Genomic DNA, 18,834 nt, shown 5'->3' on the forward strand with positions numbered 1-18,834 from the left:
CGTACCCTACCAGGCAGATTTTACCTCCAAATTGGTGCTTAATGCTTGACTTTTAACACAGTTCTTGTTTACTGGGGCCTTCCTTTTAGGTTGAAAATTAGGTAGTGACAAGGAGTGATTATCAAGGGCTATCACAACTGTGAGACGAGTAACTTGTTTGTGCTTACCCAGTGAGAAACGTGGTCGCTTTTAACTAGCAAATAGCTGCGGGCTTTGAGTTTTTGGGCGAAAATGTTTTCCGGTCGACGGAATTCTTTCAGTGCCAGCACTGATGTCTATTTTATATAACAAAAGTACTATTGGCCTGCCCGTTGCTTCCCGTTCTGAAGCGGGTGTTCATGTGCTCCATGCTGCCTGGGTTGGAGCCTACTGGCTGGACGAAGCCGTAGAGCATCCGTAACTGACTCGTTTTCTTCAGCTTTGTACCAAAGCCCGTCAATCCAAGACTGTCCCTTTTAACGCTTGCCAACGTAGCTCCATGTCCACACTCAAGGATTTTCGTCACCGCTACAGCGCCGAATTGCTGATGCAGGCCAATACCCAAACTGCCCCGGGGGCCCTTTATGATTGGGTGGGGTTAACACACCGACGGCTGGACCCCCTGGGGCTCAACATTGCGCACGAGTTGCTTGGGCCAGCCGAAGCCAGCGTCATGGTGGACGCCTTGCTCGCCGCTCCGGCAGCCCCGACGCAATTCGCTCATTTGGATTTGACCAACGAGGTAAAGGCCGAAGCCGACCTGCAGTTGCCCAACGTGTTGACCGCCCTGAAGACCTCCTTGGACACGAAGAAGGTCGTGTCTTTCGCCTTCGAAGGAATCACATCACGGTCTATGCCTGCGGAACTGCGCATGCAGGTTCGGGCCCTATTGGCACAGATGCGCGATAAAGAGGCCAAGAAGTACCGGCAACGTATTCGCCCCTACATGGTGGTTGACAACCTATTCTACGCGTCCAAAGTCGTCATCACCCTCAAGGCTGATACCCATTTGACGGCGGAGGCCAAGTTGGCGGCCGAGCAGGCACCGGGCGGGAAAATATCCACGTCCGCCGGATCCGACATTGTCATCAGCTACAACCAGCCCGATTGCCCGTTTGCGGCCGAATTGACCAAAGGAAAAGACCTTTAACCAACAGTCAGATGAAAAGACCTCTTCACCACCGCATTGTTAGGGTGACCGCCTCGCTTTTTGTTGCCAAAATTGTGCTGGGCTTATTCGGCGTATCGCTGGTGATCGGTTGGGTATTCGTGCGGTTCATGAGCGGCGCCTACCAAGCCGACGACCAAGCGTTGGTGATCGTCCAGCGGGACAAGCATGAGCGGTCGGTAACGCAGGTTGCTCGCGGGCAACTCACCGCGGAATTGAACGACCCGGATTATCGGCTGGTGAGCGAAATGGCCATGCTCAGCGCGGTGGTCTACTCAGGCGAGGGAGCCCCCAACCACCTGCCCGATTATGCCGACCAGGCGGATTTGGAGACGTATGCGCTGGAACGTCAATTGCTCCGAGACAGCAGCTGGCGCCCCATAGGAGTACCAGCTAACATCATGCTGGGTTTACAACCCGCCGCTGACCGCAAAAAGCTGGACGGGTTCACGTTTGACGTGTGGATGAAGCGCGCCCCCGGCCACGCGCCACTGGCAGTGTTGGTATTTCGTGGAACGGACGAATTCGCGGATTGGAAAGCCAACCTGCGGCCGCCCACGATTTCCCCCGGCAGGTGGGACCAATACGAGCAAGCGGAAGCCGTCACCAAGAAAATGATCGGCGAACTCGACCGCAAATACGGCCCGGGACTGCGTGTATTTGCGACCGGGCATTCGCTTGGGGGCGGGTTAGCGCAATGCGCGCTCAATCACAGCCCGCGCATCGATAAGGTTTTTGCATTTAATTCCTCCCCGTTAACTGGTTACCATGGCGCCCCCGGGGTGGTACGACGGGCGAAGCGCCGGACGTATTTGATTTACGAAAGCAACGAGATACTGGCCGCCGCGCGTTTCGTTCCGTTGTTCGTCAACCGCTACACTGGCCGAAAGGACGTAATCGCAGTGCGCTACAATTTCAATAAAAAAAGCAGAGGGCAACACAGCATGCAACCTCTAGTTCTCGGCCTTATTGGCGGAGACCAACGAGTAGCATTGGCCTTAGCTGAGCAAGCGGCAAAGGCTGCTCTAATCACCAACTAATAAGCGTTCATTGGGTTTTATCCAGGCGTGTTGCTTTCAATAGCCGAGCCAAGCATGCCGTTGCTCCGCGTTGTAATAGACGATATGATGGCTGATTTTGAGCTTCACTTCCGCTAAGGTGGGGTAGGAAGCGCCGTCGAGCAGTTCGGCTTTGATGCGGCTCCAAAGCACATCCTTATTCTGTCTAACTTAGCTAGACCACCTCAAAAAAATGCTTGAAGTAAGGTAGGGACTACCGACTTATCCCACCTTCGCAGCAAAGTAGCTGTTCCGTGTGGTTTACGCGAAACAGAGCCACCTGCCATTGTGTATCCTGCACCAATTGTGTGGTCCCACTAGAGTTTGAATTTTATGACCACACTCGAATTAAGAAAAGCCGTTTAACCTTCACTGACATTTGACTAAGCAGATAAGGAATTGTACACGCTTAACGATTGCTCACAGCTTAAGCTCTTCCTCCGTACTATAGGTCTGCTAGTCCCAAAAGCCTGTTCCAGGTTGGACGGGGCTACCGCAAAAGCGGTTGACAAAAAGTCCGGCTTTTCATTTCGGCGTTCCAGGATTTGTAGGAAATAACATTGTTCTACCGCTTGATTGATGATTTTTTTCGTTAGGCGTATTGGGGTAGTTGTGGAGTTCCAACAAGAACCAGGTGAAGCACAATAAACCCGCTGCCCAAAGCCAGTGCTGTAGGGAGAGCATGTAGGATAGTGATATCTTAGTAAAACCATACATTGGCAACTCGTATACATCGTAGGCGGTATCCATCTTCGGCGCATTGATAGATACTGCAGAAATCCGGAGTTCAATCGATGCTAGGGAAGATAGAATCCAAGCGCTGCAAAATAAGGCGGCGCCCAATACTAGTATGGCGGCCACTACGGCTTCTTCCTGTTCCGCGCCGCGCCGATCCTTTATGATCAATCCGATACCGCCGAGCGTGGCCGTTTGAATACCTGCCATCCACTTGGCCCAATCGGCTAGGCGGTCTAGCGTGTTCCGCGCACCTTCATAAGAGGTGCAGACCAGCCTCCCAGGGGCCAGCCATCTATCTATAGTAAGGACTAACACTGCCAAAAGCAAAATAGCACCAGACGTTATAAGTACCGAAGAGAAAGGAGCCTTGATAATGGAGGCGGCGGCCATCGGAAAAGGCAATAACACGACCAGCCCTAAGCAAAGTGCTCTTCTTACTATATGCGGATTGCTCAAATTATATATATTCATGAGCTCAATATTTAGGTATGGGGTTATTCAATATTGCTTTTTTTCAATTGAAGGCTGTCTTACTGATTCTAAAGCCAGGGCTGTTGCCTTATACTCCAGCCCAAGCTACCAGTCTATTCTGGTTGGCCATTAGGACACGTTGAATACGCGGCCACTCTGGAATTAGAAAATACTGTTTTAGCCGGTTTAGGCGTTTTTCAAGCTAATTGAGGCGAGCATTGCTGCGCAGTTCCTGAGCGTAATTAAGAGCGCCTGCGGCTTGGCTTGCTGTTCCGTTCAAGGCTGCCAGGGCTTGCCTGCCGCCTTCCATAAAGCAAATTATTAAGCTCTATAGCTCTTCTTTCGATAGTTTCTCAGCCTTTTTGCCTAGAAGGTTTTTTTACTAACATTTGGGCTTCCGTATCTTTTATACTCATGAAATATTCGATAATGAGTGAAGCCCTAAAATTTAGTTTTGATTGAATCAGCACTAAGCGGCTGTTTTCACCAAGTTGATGCAGCTGGTTATTTATACTGTTGCATTAACTTATCAGTGAACTCTTGCCTGAAATGCTATCGAATAGCTTTCATCTGGATAAGCGGTTCAGTAGTTAAGGCGTTTTAGGCATCCGTGGCGGCTTAATCCCCAAATTGCGAATGTTAACTAGCCTGCATAGTAAATCGAACCAGAACGGCGCGCCTAGCGCAAGCAATGCAGCTGTAAGAAGCCATCCTAAGCAAGTCTGTAGCGTTGATTGGGTGGAAGCCTGAGGATTAAGCCAAGGCCTTTTCAGTGCTTCCCGACGCTTCATTGCCTCCTGTTTAGCCTTGTCTTGCATCTGCCCAAGTCGGATGCTGTCTAACTTAGCAAGCACCTTAGGAGATCGGTCCTTACTTTTAGCCAAGGCTGTAGGTAGTGAATTACCAGACTTGGGTATTCTGGAAATTTTCCACTTTTTAGTTACCACCGGCAAACCGGATTCAGTTACCGTGTCCTGTTGTAACTCGTAGTGTCTATAATGAGCTGGTACGTTCACAAGAACCCATGTGTCCTCAGCTGTTTTAGGAGCTTTACCAGCTAAGCCGATCTTTAGCTTTCCGTCCCTGTCTCGAAGTCGAGATTCAGCGTGGCGTGGTATAAACTCATAGAAGTTCTGTAAAGAGGAGCTATCCACTACTGGTAGGGCAACTTTTCGCTCCGTAATTGTATCAGGCTTTTCTCTGCCTATGGGAAATCCATAACTGGATAAGTCAGTTACTCCCTCTTTAATAATCTTGAGTGATTCCTGGGCATATACCGTCACCGTATCAGTGCCGATTGGGACAGTAGGTTTAATTACAGGATTTCGTTCTGCACTCTGCGGTAACTTCTGAGTAACTAAAGAGGTAATTTGGCTGCGCTCATTGTCGTGCGTCCTTAAGTACTTGATAATATAAAGGGTATCTATATTTCCTAAGATTGCTACTACAAATCCAATCATAAACAGACGTGGTCGGACGCGTCGTTTGTACCACCCGGTCAGCCGTTCACCATACGCTTCATACCAAGCTGCTATACTATGCTGAAATGTATCGAAAGCACCAGTGTGGGTTTGATCAATAGTATGGAGCAGATTGGACAGTAAATCAATAGTTGCTTGATTGACAGGTTGGCCAATAATACTTTTTCCTGTTTGAGGATCTGTATAAGTCGGCAGCGAGGGTAGAACAGGAGCCGACAATATGCTTGCCACAGCCGCTATTGGAACTGGTGCACTACCAGCATTTGGTGCTACTAACTCTAGTAGGGTTTTGGCGAATAGGTCCGGTGCTATATAAGCTGGCAACCCATCTTTTCCAATCCACCATTTAACAGGTTCCTTCTCGGCTATAGTTGCCGGATCCTTTTGTTCAGGAGGTGATAAGGTCGCAATAGGTGCCTTAACGTATAATGCATTCGCGGTTTCTATTCCTAAAGAGCCTTGTAACTCTTGGTAAAGAAACTTACCCCGAGTATTTCGGTAGCCAGCCCATATCTCGTATATCGACAAAACGACCTGGCTACTAATCAGGTAGAGGAAAGCGAGGGAAATGGCTATTTCCAGTAGCACTGATAGTTTCATAACTCATTTTTGGATAAATACCGTTTGAAAAGTACAGTGAGTAAAATCATATTAAATCAGTGCTAGCACTGATTTAATATGATTTTATTTATTATTTTTTGTACATAAATATAAACAAGCATAAGCACACAGAAATATGATGGATAGTTTATGAGTCATGAGCGTAAACAGCAGTAAGTCCATACCGGATAGGTGGCGCAAATTCGATGATTGCTTCCAAGGTGAGGCTCTACGCCTTGCCAGCGAGAGCCGTCCAGCAGCTGGTCATCAGCTCAAGGCTATTTTGGCACTGGCAGCAGGCTCAGCTTATAGCTGAAGTAGGCAGCATAGAGGTAGCCCGCGACCCAAAGGGGCGGCAACTGCGTGCGTAGCTCAAGTTGGCCGAACAATAGCTTAATATTTTTAAAAGCTTAGGTAATCTTCAGCCTGCCAACTCGTTGATTAATTATTGACATATCGCTCACATTGTAGCCCACGCGCCCGTCCGCCAGCTCTGCCAGGCATCGCAGGTGTCCACAAGCACTTACTATGCCTTGCAGCGGAGCCAAGTACCTGCACCCCATACAGCCTGGCAGGTAGCGGTGAAGGTGTTTAGGTGGCATTCGGCTCGCTATGGCAGCCTCCGTCTGCCGGCCGAACGTCAGGCGCAAGGTCATGTGGTGGGTCGCTGGCGCATGCGACGCGCCTTTGTTGCGACGGGTCTGTGAACGCAGCGACCCACTCGTCTGTACCGCGCACCACTGAATCCAATCCATCAAGCGCGTAGCCCCGAACAGCTTGCTCGGCCAGCCCGTGCCCACCGTGCCGAATCAGGAGTGGGTAGTTGACAAGACGTATTCACCCAAGAAAGGCGGCTGGCTCTACCCAGCCTTCTGGCCCGACCGCTCCTATGACTAGGTAGTCGGCTGGGGACTGCGCTCTGGCCATAGGCCGTGCATTCCACCTTAAGTGATGCAAGGGGGAAATCTTAGACAGCCAGTACACGGCCACCCGCTTACAGGGCTTGCTGAACCGGCATGTGGGCCTGCAAATTAGGAGTCGGCGCGGCAATTGCTACGTAAACTCCTAATCTTTATTGAGCCACTTCAAATCCGAACAACTTGACGCTGGCAGTATTCCTGTACTGCCCAAAGTCAAGCTGATAATCAGCCACCATGTTGTCTATTACAATGCCGAACACCAGCAAATTTCGCTCGGCTACCTGGCGCTTAACCACTTCGAAACTTAACCTTTAACTACGTCACCACTCTCTGCGGCTCAGATAGACCACTTCAGGCGCGGCATAGTAGGATGTATCTGCTCGATTTAACTTATAGTAAACGGCATACGAGCGGTTCAGGCGTAAAAATACTGGATAATAAAAAATTAACTTTTTATACAACTATTAACTTACCATGGCTCTACTGAGTTGCCTTTTCCAAACTCTATTTATTATCAGGAGGGTTAAGCCACTTTGGTCTGCCTCCTTTATTTTCTAACACATCAAATATTAAGTATAGTAAATTAACGGGATTTCCTTCAATTGCATTGACAACCTCAATTAGTTCTTTGTCATTACTTACAGCGAGTGCAGCCTTGTCAGGTTCACTATTGTGTATAATTAAAGGGATTTTTATACCTAAGCCATACTTTTTTCTAGATTTGGCAAATTCAAGACCAGCACTAGGGTTCTCATAAATGATATATTTTTTGGTTTCATCATCAGGAATTATATCATAAATATCATCCATAAAAACTCCATATTTATCTTTAAATTTAACATCATAACGTTTTAAATCACTAATAATTAAATTAAATGGCATTAAGGTGTCTTTTGGATTTAAATTAGAAGAGTATTTCAACATTTCTAATGCCTCTCTTGTTGTCGTAGCATAATATACTGTTACCCCCATTGATTGTAATAACAGTCGAATATTATCATTCTCGGCAGGATGATCATCAACCCATAAAATAACAGCATTTTGTAACTCATCGAGAACTCTTATAGCTCGATGATCGATATACTTTTTTTCATCATTGCTAAGTTTATCAAGAGTAAATTTATTGTCTTTTTTAGGGGAATAAATTTTTAGATCTTCAATTTTTTTTAGCCTATTTTCTATGCCCTCCCATTTTAAGCCTCCAAATTCCACTTTCCTTAGTGTCATGTCTTCAAATTTTTCAAAAGTTTTAGATATAATTTCTAGTCTTACCAGATAACAAGCAAGGATTATAAAAATAACTATCAATGCAATATATTTTATTGTTGCCCATAATTTATTCGTAAATGCAACAACCTTATCAAAAAAAGATGAATCAGACGTAATGCTTGGTTGTGAAGCCGGGATATTGTTGATGTTGATATGGAAGGCCGGCGCCCTTTTATATGATCTTAAACTCGATTTTGACCGTGGATACAACATAAAACACTCACTTTATGAATTTATTAATCTTAATATTTGAAGAATACTCCAAATAAAGTTTTGTGAGACAGCAAGGAGTTTACTGTGGTCAATAGTAATGTCTTTACGTGCATCTAAGGTGTGGGACACTCGGCACTACTTACAAGTACTCTCCTTATTTACTGCGTTGCTGAGTTAAATTCACGCTCAAGAAAATCCCATGCATTCCGCCACATGATACCGCGGACCTTGCTGCGCACATCGTTTAGGCCGTAATCTACGGTTGGGGTCTCATCGGCCAGCTTAGGTAGCCATCGCAATAACCCTTCCTCTACTTCATCCAAATCCAAAGCGCTACGGCTACACACCAGCGGATTGATGATGCCGTCCAGATCCGAGCCGATACACAAGCAAGTCCAAGTATCGGATCCACCAATCCGTACCATGTGTAAAATCTGGTTGGCCAAGTGTCGCAAATGCTTGCGCCAGCGCAGCCCTTGACGTAATTGAGAATCAATTTGGGTGGAGAGAGTACCGTCAAGCTCTTGCTCATCTTCCGGCTCCGGTGCCGCCAATACCTCTTCTTCATCCTCGGGCTCGCCTTCGCTTGCTAAGTGATTGCGCAGGCTCTGTACCTTCGGTCGCTGAGGGAAAGACTGAAATTCTTCGACACTTAGAACTTCCCGGTTGGCGTGTCCCACTCCGCAAATGCGTTTGTCCAGGGACAAACCAATCAGCCCCCTGGACGCCACTATGGCGCGAATATCTTCGTCGTATAGGTTGATAGACCAAGGGTTAAAGTCGGTGTTGCGCAGGCCATCATTACGCTGCAAATAACTAACAGTGATTCGCCCATCCGCTCGCTTTAGCGCCCGTCGGAAGGGAGGATTTGTCCAGCTGCAGCCCGTAGCTGCGCCATGTGACCAGATGATGGGCACGGGTTTTCCGGCGTCGCGGCGTGCATTCACTATGTCGTAGTATTGCACACGGCTGCTCCGACTCATATGTTTGACGTCAATGAGCACCCGCCGCCCAGGGCCCGCGTCCAAGGCTGCCTCAATCAAGTCTAGCCCTAGAGGGGTGATTCCTTGGCCCGAAGGGTAAAAATCCTGGTCTTTGGTTATGGGAATCACGCCCAGTAACGCTTTCATCTTCATTCCAAAAGCGTGCGAGCAGAAAGGGTTTTGCTCCAAGTGAGCTAGGGTGAGGTAGAGAAAGCGGTAGCCCTCGTCCAGTAATACCTTAAGATTATTAGCTGCGTCGCTTCCCGTTTCATCTCCGCACAGCGAATGTGCGCCTTCAATACACCTGATTAAGTTGATGGCGTTGGGCTGGTAGTCGGCCACACTGTTAATAACGCGCACAAGCTGCTGCTTAGGCCCGTGTAGTTCTTGGGGAAGCAAGGCCAGGCTTTCTCGCAGGTGGTCGAAATACGATCGAGCCCCTGGCTTACCAACGTGGGCAATTTCGGTGAGCAACTCTTTACTCAACCATTCAGGAATGCGTTCAGCACTTCGTTGCAAAATCTTACTGGCTGCAATCCCCTGTTCAAGGGAATAATGCACCGAAACGCTAAGCGATACTTGCCCGTCCCAAAGTTGGGCCAGCGAGGCCTGAGAGTCTAAACTGCTCTTCACAGCCGCCAGGGGCAGGGTCCGCAAGGGAATATCCACCTCTCGCCATACCGTGTTGCGATTATTAGGTTGGACAGCGCTTAGCTGAGGCTTTAGGATGGGGTGAATGTGCAAGTCAAAGTACGCCATCGCTGCGGGGGTAAAGCGTGATAATCTTACCAACCAAAGTCATTCTAAGCTTGTCCAGTGCTCCATGGACGACAGAGCTGCCCATTATTTCTTAAGCAAACGGCGCCAATTAGCAAGGCCAATGAATAACATTGCAGTCAGCCCAAGAGCCATGCTGAGTTTAGAACTGTATCTAAATTATAAAAATTAATGTTAATTTTTTAATATTAAACATGTTTATATTCATTTGTATTTAAGTATATTTATATACATATCCATACAGAGGAGCTTAAGAAGCTCAGCTATATGACGGGCGCTAATGGTTAGAATCCTACTTATAAACTATGGTCTATGGGACGAATGGTGCTTTATGCTTTGGCTACCAATGGGAATAAGCTTAGACTGTGGGTGGGCGCATTGGATTATAATTCGCCACCCACCCTTGTTTGGAGCCTGGACCAACAGCCCCGGCAACCGATAGAGGTACGGCCCTTAAATCCCACCCGCAATCTTCCTGCTACAGCTACTAAGAACTTTACTGGTATTTATGAATTCAGCGGTAGCTTCATACAATCAGGTACCCCTTATCGCGTGGTAGTTACGGATGGGGACGGGGGCATGGCATCTCTACTATGCCGCACTTTACCAGCCGAAGTTCCAGGATCACTCGAAGCCCCTTTTAACGTGCTCTTGGTCTCGTGCTTCCACGCCAAGGAGGATAATTTTGGCTTGGCTGGAGCCTTAGTAGAGGAATTAAAATCAGAGCTACGCCCTCACCTAACCTTACTCATGGGCGATCAGGTGTATCTGGATCTACCAACCATCGCCGACTTTGTGGACGATCCGGTCTGGTTGAGCGAACACTTTGAACAGAGTTACCTGGAAAACTGGACCGGAGAAACTGGTTACTCCAAAGTGTTACAAGCGGCCCCTTTTGCTACTCTTCCCGACGACCACGAGTACTGGAATAACTTCCCCCACCCAAGTCCCTTTATCGGGAACACCTATTCGGCAAAAGGTCGTCGAACTTGGCAAGTTGCGGCGCAAGGCATGTATCAAGCTTTCCAGCAAGTCTCCGATGGCAATCTCAAGCAGGCAGTAGAACTTGATGTAAAGCCGCTATCCTTCTTCCTCCTGGATACCCGCACATTTCGCAAATCTGACCGGTCCCAGACGGTTGATCCGGCGATGCGGCAACAATTTAGCAACTGGGTAACAAGAATTATTGATACTGGACAATACGGCGTAATCGCTAGCGGCCAGTCCTTTTTCGACGAAGCGGCGCGTGGGCTATCCGGATCGGCTGGAGATCGGACACTAGCCAATTACAAAGATTTTGATTTGCTGTGTGATGACCTATTACGCTTGGTCCGGGCCGGTCGCCCTGCCCTTTGCCTAACCGGCGACGTGCACTGGGGAAGAGTTTTTGAAGCGCAGGAACGGTATATGGAACCTGGGAGACTGTACGAAGTAATTTCCTCTCCCTCTTCTCTAGTTACTACCATCGGCAAAGACCAAATCAAGCATGCGGTTGACTGGGTCAAATCTCTGGTCGGAAAATCCATTCCCTGGCCCCGACACGCGGAGGCAGCTGACCCGTCATCCTTGCTTTTACAAGGGCATTTGCAAGCGGTGAAAACGCTTCATAAGCAAAAGGGGAATCATGTCGTGATGCTCTCGTTTCGACGCAGCGGCTTCGGCTTAAACCTGGACATAACTTACCACCCCGTCCCCGACCGGGGCCAGCGAATGCCCCCCCTGGCCTTGCCCACGATTCAGTTTACCCCCCTCACTTAACGACCGCATCTATGTTGAATCTACGTCAATCCCTGTCTGTGGACCCCAGTTCTGCTTTCGTAAATGCACCACGGAACGGAAATGAAGATAACATGGAATGGATTAAGCACAACATAAGGCAAACCAAGGACGGCAGGGGTGTGAACCTGCTCCTGGTTGGCGGCACCCAGATTGATGATTTTCGGGTTAGGGTTGCACAGTCACATCTACGAGACGACCTCACGCCCAGTTATTGGTCACACGTGGCTTTAATAGAAGGAGGGAAAACGATAGAAGCGGAAACTTCCCTAGCTGAAATTTCCCTGCGACCGCACCTCGGCTTTGGGTTCCCGCCGCCGAGTAATGGCGTTCAGACCGGATTTTTAGGCACCTACCAGGATGCTCGCTTGTACCCCAACGTGGCCCTTATTACAGTCCCGGTAAAGCAAGATGTCGTTGCGGCAGCACTGGAAAAATTTCAGAAACAACGGTCCACCCTGGATACCATCGAGCTGCTGCTCAACTGGCTGGCTTTTGTATGGGGAGTTGGCCGAACCGGTAATCCATTGCTGGCGGGCAGTGGCCTGCCCTCTTCTGCCATGATTGAAGTGGTGATGGGGGCTGCAGGCTACGACATCACCCCCGGTTTGGAAAGCCGGGCCAGCTGCCCCGAAGCCATCTGGCAGGCCGCTAAATGGTGGCATCAATACTACCAAGATCAGAAACATGCCCCATTAATCGGCGCTTGGCATTATGAACACACACTGGTTTAGTATCCATGCACCATCTGAGTACTAACATTCTCACTGTTGTCCTTTTAAAAGACTTTTTTATGAAAAAACTTACTCTTGAACAGCAAGAAGGTTATTTGCGGGTGTTGGAGCAACATGAACCGCAACTCTTGGCCATTGACGGGGTCAAAGACGTAGCCATTGGATATCCTTCCAGGAATGGAAATACCAATTTTGACGAGATCGCCATCTTAGTGTATGTTGTAAAAAAATTTGGAGAAGAGGTGCTGTCCAAGGAGCAACTGATTCCAAAGAGCTTTAATGGTATCCCAGTGGATGTGGTCGAATCCCATCCCGAGGAAGAAGAAGTAACGCACCCTATTTTACTCGGAGGAATAGGGATTTCTAATGCCAATCTAGCTGGTAGAGGCACATTAGGAATAATCGTGAAAGATCAGGTAAGCGAGGAGTTGTGGGGATTGACGAATTGGCACGTTATCAAAAGAAAAAGAGGCAAAGCTGGCGATCCGATAGTGCAGCCGGCCTGGAAGCCGAATAATCAACAATATCGAATCGGAACCCTTTTGAAGTGGGATGAGGACCTGGATTGTGCCGTATTTAAGCTTGACACCACTCGGCAGATTGAGGCTTTTCAGTTGTCACAGGTGGCGGGGAAGATTGAGGAAATGACCATACCGCTTATGGGGACTGAGGTTCAGAAATCCGGGGCCCGAACCGGAATCACCTACGGGGTTATTAGTGGCGTGAAACGTTTAAATGTAGAAATTTCACCTAACCCCAATAAACTAGCCAGTGGAGGTGAAATTTCCCGAGCGGGGGATTCTGGGGCCCTATGGATTACCGACGAAAAAGTACCTAAAGCAGTGGCATTGCATCGGGCTGGAGAAAAAAAAGGATCCTCACGCGAGCGCGCATATGCCCGCGACATAAATACCATTGCTAAAAAATTAGGGTTCCAATTTAGCCTTGCGACCTAGCTTTAAAGTCGCGTTGCTAGCGCATCATTGTAACCCTGTCGCCACGATGTTTGACCTAATTTACAGGAGATTATGCGAGTGTAAGTGGCAATGATCATTAGCTGGTTCAAACCGATTTGTTAGGCGTAGTATAAAGGGACTCTAATAAATCTATCTAAACTAAAGATCTGGCGCACATATCGTTGCTTACAGCGTAAGGTCTGATAGGCAGCGTTTATCTTGGTTTATCACCTATTAAGAACTTGAGTGTTGCCCTATTGTGTAGTAGAGCCGCACCGATCAAATGGAACAGCGGTACTCTTGCTGTACTAAAAACAAACCTTGCTTGGCACATACTACCTCCCCGCAGAATTAAAAACTTCTTCCAACTAGAAGAGGACCTGGCTCCTCTTCATCCATAATTCCTCCTTTTCCTGTACAACCTTATTCGGAGTAAAAGTCGAAGCCCCCCAAACGAGCCGTAATCAGTTCGTTAAACTGGTACAGGAAGCGACGTACAGAATAGGTACGCGCGGGAGAGAAGCCTTATCTACGCTCGCATCCAATGACCGCCGCGAACAAGAAGACACGGCACCACCCCTGCCTTCTGCCCTACTGCTCGCCCCGGCGTGTTCTGGTGGCGCTTTTCTCCCTGGCGCCCAGCCCCCATCTTTGCGCCCATGCCTTACAAAGAAGACCGCCCGCAGATTGGCCTCAAGCTCACGCCCTCGGAATACGCCGCCTTGCAAGAAGAGGCCGCCCGCGCCGGCGTGCCCGTCAACACCTACGCCCGGCACCTGATCACGCAGCGCCCGCTGCAACCCCTGGGCGCGGAGGCCGGCGCCGTGCGGGCCCACTACCAACTGCGCGAGAGCGTGCACCAGGAATTGCTGGGGGAGTATGCCGATGCCGCCTATCAGGCTCGGGCCCTGGGAGAGCAAGTCAAATTCTTTCGCCAGCAACTTTCCTTTATCCAGTGGGAGTTGAGCAAAGGTCGGCTGGAGCACGTGGCCGACGCCGTGCAGCACGCGTTGGCCGGACCCGTCCTCTCCGTGGTGCTACCCGGAGCAGAAAAGCCCGCCTTGGAGGCGGATACACTGGCGCAAGCCCCGGTTTTACCTTCTACCACTGTGAAAAAGCGGTAACCACACGCCAAAACGGGTGAGGTTTCGACGTGTTTTTAGCCTAAAAGGCGATCTTTTCGCTCCGTTTCAGCGGGGATACTCCCGGTTTTGCTCCGGTTACAACCCGGGGATACTCCTTTTTTCAACCGGTCACATTCGGGGATACTCCTTTTTTTCACCGGTAAGCCAACCGGTTGGCTTACCGGTTGACACGCGCTCGGTGGCGGCACTGGCTAGAAAGGGCGTTTGCCGCCCCTGGACCGGCTGGCCACCGGTGCGCCGGGACCAGTTTTGGCGCGTGTACGCCCTGAAAAAGCAGAAATGCCTTCGTTTTGGGTGTTAAATAGTAGTTTATACAGAACTAGCATCCCCTGGAACGCACGAGCTAAGCGTAAAAAGGGGCATTTGGAGCCAATTGACCGGATGCGCTCCGGTTGCCACGACAGAAGAGTATAGGTAGTACTTTCCCAAGACAAGGTAGCTCCCGTTCGCAGAAGCGGTGTGCCCGCGGAGCCCGTCTCGTTTTCCCTACTGCTCGGGGGCCGCTTTTACCGGATGTCGGACGAGTAAGCGCTGCACCGACATGGGGAAGAAGTGCTTTCCCCGCCGGGTCCGGTAGCCGGCCTCATTCAGTTCCTGGGCAATCTGCTGCAGCGTGTGCCCTTTCTCGTGCAGGAGCTTGCCCAGGCGCGCGGCCTGGCGGTTCTGTTGATTCTCGCGCGCGTTCTGCTGTTGCACCTCACGCCCTTGTCGGATCACGTCGGCAGTCAGGTTCGCGGGCGTGCCGAGCACGGCACCCCGCGCCTTCTTGGCCGTGAGCGCGTCTTTCGTCCGCTTGGAGATAGTTTCGCGTTCGTGCTGGGCAATGACCGCAAACAACCCTACCGTAAGCGTGTTGGCGTCGGGCATGTCGCAGCACACGAAGTCCACCCCCGAGTCGCGCAGGGCGAAGATAAACCCCGCGTTCCTCGACAGACGATCCAGCTTGGCAATGAGTAGGGTCGCCCCCTGCCGACGGGCGGCTTCGATGGCGGCCTGTAGTTGCGGCCGCTGGTTGCGCTTGCCGCTTTCTACTTCCACGAACTCAGCCACGATGCGGGCTGGATCCAGAACAAACGTGCGCACGGCCGCCTGCTGGGCTTCGAGACCGAGCCCAGACTGGCCCTGCTTCAGGGTGGAAACGCGGCAGTAGGAAACGTAGGGTTTGGGAGTCATGCGGCCAGGAGGAAGGAGGTACTCGCTGCAAGATAGGGGGTATAACGTACTGTGAACGCACGTTTGTAGAATGTTATATACTACCACCCAGCCAGTATATCCGGTATGCCCTAACTCTTTTGGGTAGAGAAAGCCAGTAATAAAACACAACGCAAGGAACAGGTATGCTCCGGCATGTCACCTTGCTAACGTTCCTTTACAACATGTAAAATGGCTGGGGGCGGCAAAAGTATGCTCCGCCTTTTGCATCCAGCACCTGCCTCCTGCAATCAGCACGATCTCCCGCCAAAACGAGAGAACCTCGGGTGCACGTCTCTTCCTTCCCGTAGCTACCTGAGGATTTTCGTGGACATCACGTGCTTCGCTCCTGTTTCCCTTGTATAGCTCCCGTCTCGTTAATAGCCCCTGGTAAATTGCCGGTCCAGCAAGGGGGCGGGGTGCTCTTGTCGGTAGAGTTCGAGCGCCCCGTGCAGCACGCGATACAGCTGGGGATGAGATGCGGGGCCCGGGGAGTTCACGTACAGGTCCTGGATGGTGCGGGTGCCCTTTCGGACGACAAGGCGGACCGTGGTGCCATCCAGCACGATGCGGTCCCGATTCGCTTCCCGGTGGGCGGGCGCTGCGGCGGAACTGCCGGAGAGGGAATCGAGTAACTGGACAAAGGCGGGGTGGCGACTCGTGGCGACCTGCAAGCTGTCCCAGCGGTAGACTTTGTAGTGGTCCACCAAAGCCTTCAAGCGCTTCATGGTGCGGGTTCTCTCCTCCGCCGGAAGCTGATTCGCTTCCAAGGCGGACTTGTCCGTTCTGAAGTGGGGGTCCGCGTGCAGGGCCGTGTACCGGACGCTATCCAAGCGGCCACACCGCACGAGCAGAACGTCCGCCTGGCGCGTCATCTCTACCCGAAAGTCAGCCCCGCTCGCACTGGAGTGGGCACTCAGCTGCACCGAGTAGCGGGGCGGTACGTTTGGGATGCTTCCCATCGTAACAATAAACAGCAGGGGGGGCGAGCAAAGAAGTTGACAGAAGGGGTTCACAAGCAGGAGTTAGATATGTACAGCCGGGAGCGCGCGGGCGGTAGCAGGCAGGGTAAGCGGTTCCTACTATGATAGGGGGTAGCCTGCCCATAAAGCGGTGAAAAAGGACCAGACAAAACTACAGCATGGCTCCACCAGACGGTAAGTTAAAACGGCCCGAAAACCCTGCGTTTTCGGGCCGTTTTGGTGGGGTGCCAAACCCTCCAATAAACGACCGTTTGTTGGAGAACTTCTGTGATAGTTGCCTCCGTAGGTAAGTCTTTCTAGTCTGTTGGCCTACGTCAGTACATTATTGATAAATACGGTAGCCGTACATGTTTAAGGCCACATAGGGTAGTTCTCCGTGGCCTACGATAACTAGGTTGCCAACATGAAACTCGATCAGATTCAAGAAATCATACATTTCTGGTTCTGAGAGAGACGAGATCTTAAAGAACGCGGTCTGTTCCAGCACAAAGCGGTACTGCTGACCCGGGCGAACTACTGCATAGGGTGTGTTGTGCTTTACGGCTTCTTCCGTTCCACCCAATTCTGATAAAATGGTCAACGGCTGCCGGTCAAGTGCCGAACGCGCTTTGATGACCACGTACGCGTTGGTACTATCTAGGCTAGTGACCACGGCGTCAACTCGCACCACAGGACTTCCCTGCCGCACTCTACTCTCCGTGCTAGGATATCGAGCACCGGAAGTTTCCGTCAGGAAAAGGAGCAATCCTGAATAAAGAAGAGAGCTAAAAGGAATCACCGGCAACGACTAGCTTTAAATGTATCCAAAAATCGGCCGTTTCTTGGACACTTTGGCTACCCCGCTAAACAGCCCCAAAAACGCTATCGCCCGCACCAGGCGCTTGAGCTGGGCTAGGGTAAAGGCCGGCGCCTGCTTTTGCCGCAACCCGTGCACGCGGCGGATGCCGTCGAGCATGACTTGAAACTGTTTGTTGTCCGTCGGACAGTCCAGCCCCTGCAGCACATGAGCCTTGCTGATGGCCGAGAGGTGGCGGTGAATGGTCGCGACCTTCTTACCGGCGTCGGCCAGGTAGGTCACGTAGCCGGCGAGCGTGTCGACGGTAGCCGGCACCGGTTCGAGTCGGTTGGCCTCACACCAGTGGGTGTAGTGGCGCAAGTCGGAGGCGTAGGCCCGCGCCGTGTTGGGCGCGCCCTGCATGCCGGCTTCCACGTAGCGGGCCGTCTGCTCCGAGAGGCCCGCGAGCGAGTCCGTCGTTTGGGGAATTGGCACGGGGAGCGACTCGACTTTCATGTAGCCTATATAGCAAGGAGTAGCCGAGCAAAAAACTGCTAATAAAACCCACGTTATAATAAGGTCCGATAAATCTTACTTATCGGACCTTATTGTAACTTGGCTTTTGGTTGTTGTATTTGTTAGCTACTCCTTAATTATATAGGTACATGAAGCGGACCTCTGATCTGACGGTTTCCTCTCCGGCGTTGCTTAGTCTTTCTGAACTGGCCGAGCACACGGCGCGCTCTGCGGAAGCAGGCTTATCGGGGGCAAAGAATACGGCTAAAGAAAACGCCGGCGATTTAAAACGAATTGGCGCGTGGTGCCAGCAGCATGCGCTGGTGGAGTTGTCAGCATTCGTCGATACCCTGGCCGGATTCACTACGCATCTGGCCGAAGCCAACAAAAAAGTCGCAACTATTCAACGGTACTGTGCGGCTATCAACAAAGCCCACGCCCGGCGCGGCTTGGGTTCTCCTGCTGACGACAAGAAATTTAAGGTACGAAGGTATTAGCCGCCTAAAAGGTGTGCGAGAGAAGCAGGCGCGTGCTTTTTCGTTGGCATCCTTCAAACCCGTTGTAAAAAGCGTCAATACCCAAACGGTAAGCGTGACAAGATGATTTTGCTGCTGGGCTTTACGGGTGCATTCCACCGGTCCGAGTTACGGGCGCTGAATATCGAGGATTTGTTTTTTCAGAGTAAGGATCGATAATCGATCTGAAAAAAAGCAAAACCAACCAGGAGAAAACGAGGATATGGCTATCTTTTATTCTCCTGAACTGCTACAACGCCCTATTAGCTCCTCACAGGCGTTGATTAAACAACTGGGTCGGCCCATTGTCCCGCTGCTGGTATCCTTGAGCAAAGGAGGGCAGCTAACGCAACGCCGCCTAACCGACAAGTATATCAACCTGATTGTGCAGCGCTATTTGGGTAGTACATTTTCAACTCACTCCTTACGGGCCTCTTTCGTAACCGTAGCGAAACTGGCCGGGGCCGACGACTCGGAGGTGATGAATCAAACCAAACACAAAACTTCCGCCATGATCAGATGCTATATTCGCCTCGATAATGTATGCTAGCACAACTCAGCACAAATGCTGGGCTTGTAGCTTTTG

The 18,834-nt window shown here is 50.6% G+C and carries 16 protein-coding genes; 8 read left to right on the top strand and 8 right to left on the bottom strand.

The window, feature by feature from the left end; translation table 11 throughout:
* Positions 1-478 precede the first annotated feature (478 nt).
* Together ACYVGU_RS20815 and ACYVGU_RS20820 are read left to right on the top strand one after the other, a co-directional pair.
* The gene (locus ACYVGU_RS20815; RefSeq protein WP_460623646.1) at positions 479-1,129 is read left to right on the top strand and encodes a hypothetical protein; all 651 of its coding nucleotides are present in this window, start codon (positions 479-481) and stop codon (positions 1,127-1,129) included.
* 11 nt (positions 1,130-1,140) lie between these two features.
* Positions 1,141-2,187 (top strand): alpha/beta hydrolase family protein, encoded by a 1,047-nt coding sequence (locus tag ACYVGU_RS20820; RefSeq protein WP_460623647.1) that lies wholly within the window; start codon positions 1,141-1,143, stop codon positions 2,185-2,187.
* Between the two features lie 543 nt (positions 2,188-2,730).
* Here the strand turns inward: ACYVGU_RS20820 and ACYVGU_RS20825 are convergent.
* From ACYVGU_RS20825 to ACYVGU_RS20840, 4 genes are all read right to left on the bottom strand, one after another.
* Positions 2,731-3,414: a hypothetical protein gene (locus ACYVGU_RS20825; protein WP_460623648.1), complete on the bottom strand. Its 684-nt coding sequence runs from the start codon at positions 3,412-3,414 to the stop codon at positions 2,731-2,733.
* A gap of 590 nt (positions 3,415-4,004) precedes the next feature.
* On the bottom strand, positions 4,005-5,495 hold the full coding sequence (locus ACYVGU_RS20830) for a hypothetical protein (protein ID WP_460623649.1): 1,491 nt from the start codon (positions 5,493-5,495) through the stop codon (positions 4,005-4,007).
* A gap of 1,424 nt (positions 5,496-6,919) precedes the next feature.
* Complete coding sequence (locus tag ACYVGU_RS20835; protein WP_460623651.1) at positions 6,920-7,723, bottom strand: hypothetical protein; 804 nt, start codon at positions 7,721-7,723, stop codon at positions 6,920-6,922.
* A gap of 332 nt (positions 7,724-8,055) precedes the next feature.
* Entirely contained in the window at positions 8,056-9,639 is a 1,584-nt protein-coding gene (locus ACYVGU_RS20840; protein WP_460623652.1) for a hypothetical protein, read from the bottom strand.
* A 768-nt stretch (positions 9,640-10,407) separates the two neighbouring features.
* On the opposite strand from ACYVGU_RS20840, the gene ACYVGU_RS20845 reads away from it, so the two are divergent.
* The 4 genes from ACYVGU_RS20845 (at position 10,408) to ACYVGU_RS20860 (ending at position 14,247) form a co-directional block, all read left to right on the top strand.
* The gene (locus ACYVGU_RS20845) at positions 10,408-11,415 is read left to right on the top strand and encodes a metallophosphoesterase family protein (RefSeq protein ID WP_460623653.1); all 1,008 of its coding nucleotides are present in this window, start codon (positions 10,408-10,410) and stop codon (positions 11,413-11,415) included.
* An 11-nt stretch (positions 11,416-11,426) separates the two neighbouring features.
* On the top strand, positions 11,427-12,167 hold the full coding sequence (locus ACYVGU_RS20850) for a hypothetical protein (RefSeq protein WP_460623654.1): 741 nt from the start codon (positions 11,427-11,429) through the stop codon (positions 12,165-12,167).
* Between the two features lie 59 nt (positions 12,168-12,226).
* On the top strand, positions 12,227-13,123 hold the full coding sequence (locus tag ACYVGU_RS20855; RefSeq protein ID WP_460623655.1) for a trypsin-like peptidase domain-containing protein: 897 nt from the start codon (positions 12,227-12,229) through the stop codon (positions 13,121-13,123).
* A 659-nt stretch (positions 13,124-13,782) separates the two neighbouring features.
* The gene (locus ACYVGU_RS20860) at positions 13,783-14,247 is read left to right on the top strand and encodes a plasmid mobilization protein (RefSeq protein WP_460623656.1); all 465 of its coding nucleotides are present in this window, start codon (positions 13,783-13,785) and stop codon (positions 14,245-14,247) included.
* Positions 14,248-14,754: 507 nt separating this feature from the next.
* Here the strand turns inward: ACYVGU_RS20860 and ACYVGU_RS20865 are convergent.
* The 4 genes from ACYVGU_RS20865 to ACYVGU_RS20880 all read right to left on the bottom strand — a co-directional run bounded on the left by ACYVGU_RS20865 (position 14,755) and on the right by ACYVGU_RS20880 (position 17,733).
* A complete protein-coding gene (locus tag ACYVGU_RS20865; RefSeq protein ID WP_460623657.1) occupies positions 14,755-15,441 on the bottom strand; it encodes a recombinase family protein in 687 nt (228 codons plus the stop codon).
* 395 nt (positions 15,442-15,836) lie between these two features.
* Positions 15,837-16,187, bottom strand: a complete 351-nt coding sequence (locus ACYVGU_RS20870; protein ID WP_460623658.1) for a hypothetical protein — start codon at positions 16,185-16,187, stop codon at positions 15,837-15,839.
* A 577-nt stretch (positions 16,188-16,764) separates the two neighbouring features.
* Complete coding sequence (locus ACYVGU_RS20875; protein WP_460623659.1) at positions 16,765-17,061, bottom strand: hypothetical protein; 297 nt, start codon at positions 17,059-17,061, stop codon at positions 16,765-16,767.
* 174 nt (positions 17,062-17,235) lie between these two features.
* Positions 17,236-17,733 (bottom strand): site-specific integrase, encoded by a 498-nt coding sequence (locus ACYVGU_RS20880; RefSeq protein ID WP_460623660.1) that lies wholly within the window; start codon positions 17,731-17,733, stop codon positions 17,236-17,238.
* 149 nt (positions 17,734-17,882) lie between these two features.
* Between ACYVGU_RS20880 and ACYVGU_RS20885 the strand changes: the two genes are divergently transcribed.
* Positions 17,883-18,230, top strand: a complete 348-nt coding sequence (locus ACYVGU_RS20885) for a hypothetical protein (protein WP_460623661.1) — start codon at positions 17,883-17,885, stop codon at positions 18,228-18,230.
* Between the two features lie 241 nt (positions 18,231-18,471).
* Positions 18,472-18,798 carry a site-specific integrase gene (locus ACYVGU_RS20890; RefSeq protein WP_460623662.1) on the top strand — a complete coding sequence of 109 codons (327 nt, stop codon included), beginning with the start codon at positions 18,472-18,474 and terminating at the stop codon, positions 18,796-18,798.
* Positions 18,799-18,834: the final 36 nt, after the last annotated feature.

This window comes from Hymenobacter tenuis, assembly GCF_054780495.1.

Excerpts from the sequence above, each read along its gene's own strand:
- ACYVGU_RS20815 (WP_460623646.1), top strand. The coding sequence starts at position 479 with ATGTCCACACTCAAGGATTTTCGTCACCGCTACAGCGCCGAATTGCTG.
- ACYVGU_RS20820 (WP_460623647.1), top strand. The coding sequence starts at position 1,141 with ATGAAAAGACCTCTTCACCACCGCATTGTTAGGGTGACCGCCTCGCTT.
- ACYVGU_RS20825 (WP_460623648.1), bottom strand. The coding sequence starts at position 3,414 with ATGAATATATATAATTTGAGCAATCCGCATATAGTAAGAAGAGCACTT.
- ACYVGU_RS20830 (WP_460623649.1), bottom strand. The coding sequence starts at position 5,495 with ATGAAACTATCAGTGCTACTGGAAATAGCCATTTCCCTCGCTTTCCTC.
- ACYVGU_RS20840 (WP_460623652.1), bottom strand. The coding sequence starts at position 9,639 with ATGGCGTACTTTGACTTGCACATTCACCCCATCCTAAAGCCTCAGCTA.
- ACYVGU_RS20845 (WP_460623653.1), top strand. The coding sequence starts at position 10,408 with ATGGGCGATCAGGTGTATCTGGATCTACCAACCATCGCCGACTTTGTG.
- ACYVGU_RS20850 (WP_460623654.1), top strand. The coding sequence starts at position 11,427 with ATGTTGAATCTACGTCAATCCCTGTCTGTGGACCCCAGTTCTGCTTTC.
- ACYVGU_RS20855 (WP_460623655.1), top strand. The coding sequence starts at position 12,227 with ATGAAAAAACTTACTCTTGAACAGCAAGAAGGTTATTTGCGGGTGTTG.
- ACYVGU_RS20860 (WP_460623656.1), top strand. The coding sequence starts at position 13,783 with ATGCCTTACAAAGAAGACCGCCCGCAGATTGGCCTCAAGCTCACGCCC.
- ACYVGU_RS20865 (WP_460623657.1), bottom strand. The coding sequence starts at position 15,441 with ATGACTCCCAAACCCTACGTTTCCTACTGCCGCGTTTCCACCCTGAAG.
- ACYVGU_RS20870 (WP_460623658.1), bottom strand. The coding sequence starts at position 16,187 with ATGAAGCGCTTGAAGGCTTTGGTGGACCACTACAAAGTCTACCGCTGG.
- ACYVGU_RS20880 (WP_460623660.1), bottom strand. The coding sequence starts at position 17,733 with ATGAAAGTCGAGTCGCTCCCCGTGCCAATTCCCCAAACGACGGACTCG.
- ACYVGU_RS20885 (WP_460623661.1), top strand. The coding sequence starts at position 17,883 with ATGAAGCGGACCTCTGATCTGACGGTTTCCTCTCCGGCGTTGCTTAGT.
- ACYVGU_RS20890 (WP_460623662.1), top strand. The coding sequence starts at position 18,472 with ATGGCTATCTTTTATTCTCCTGAACTGCTACAACGCCCTATTAGCTCC.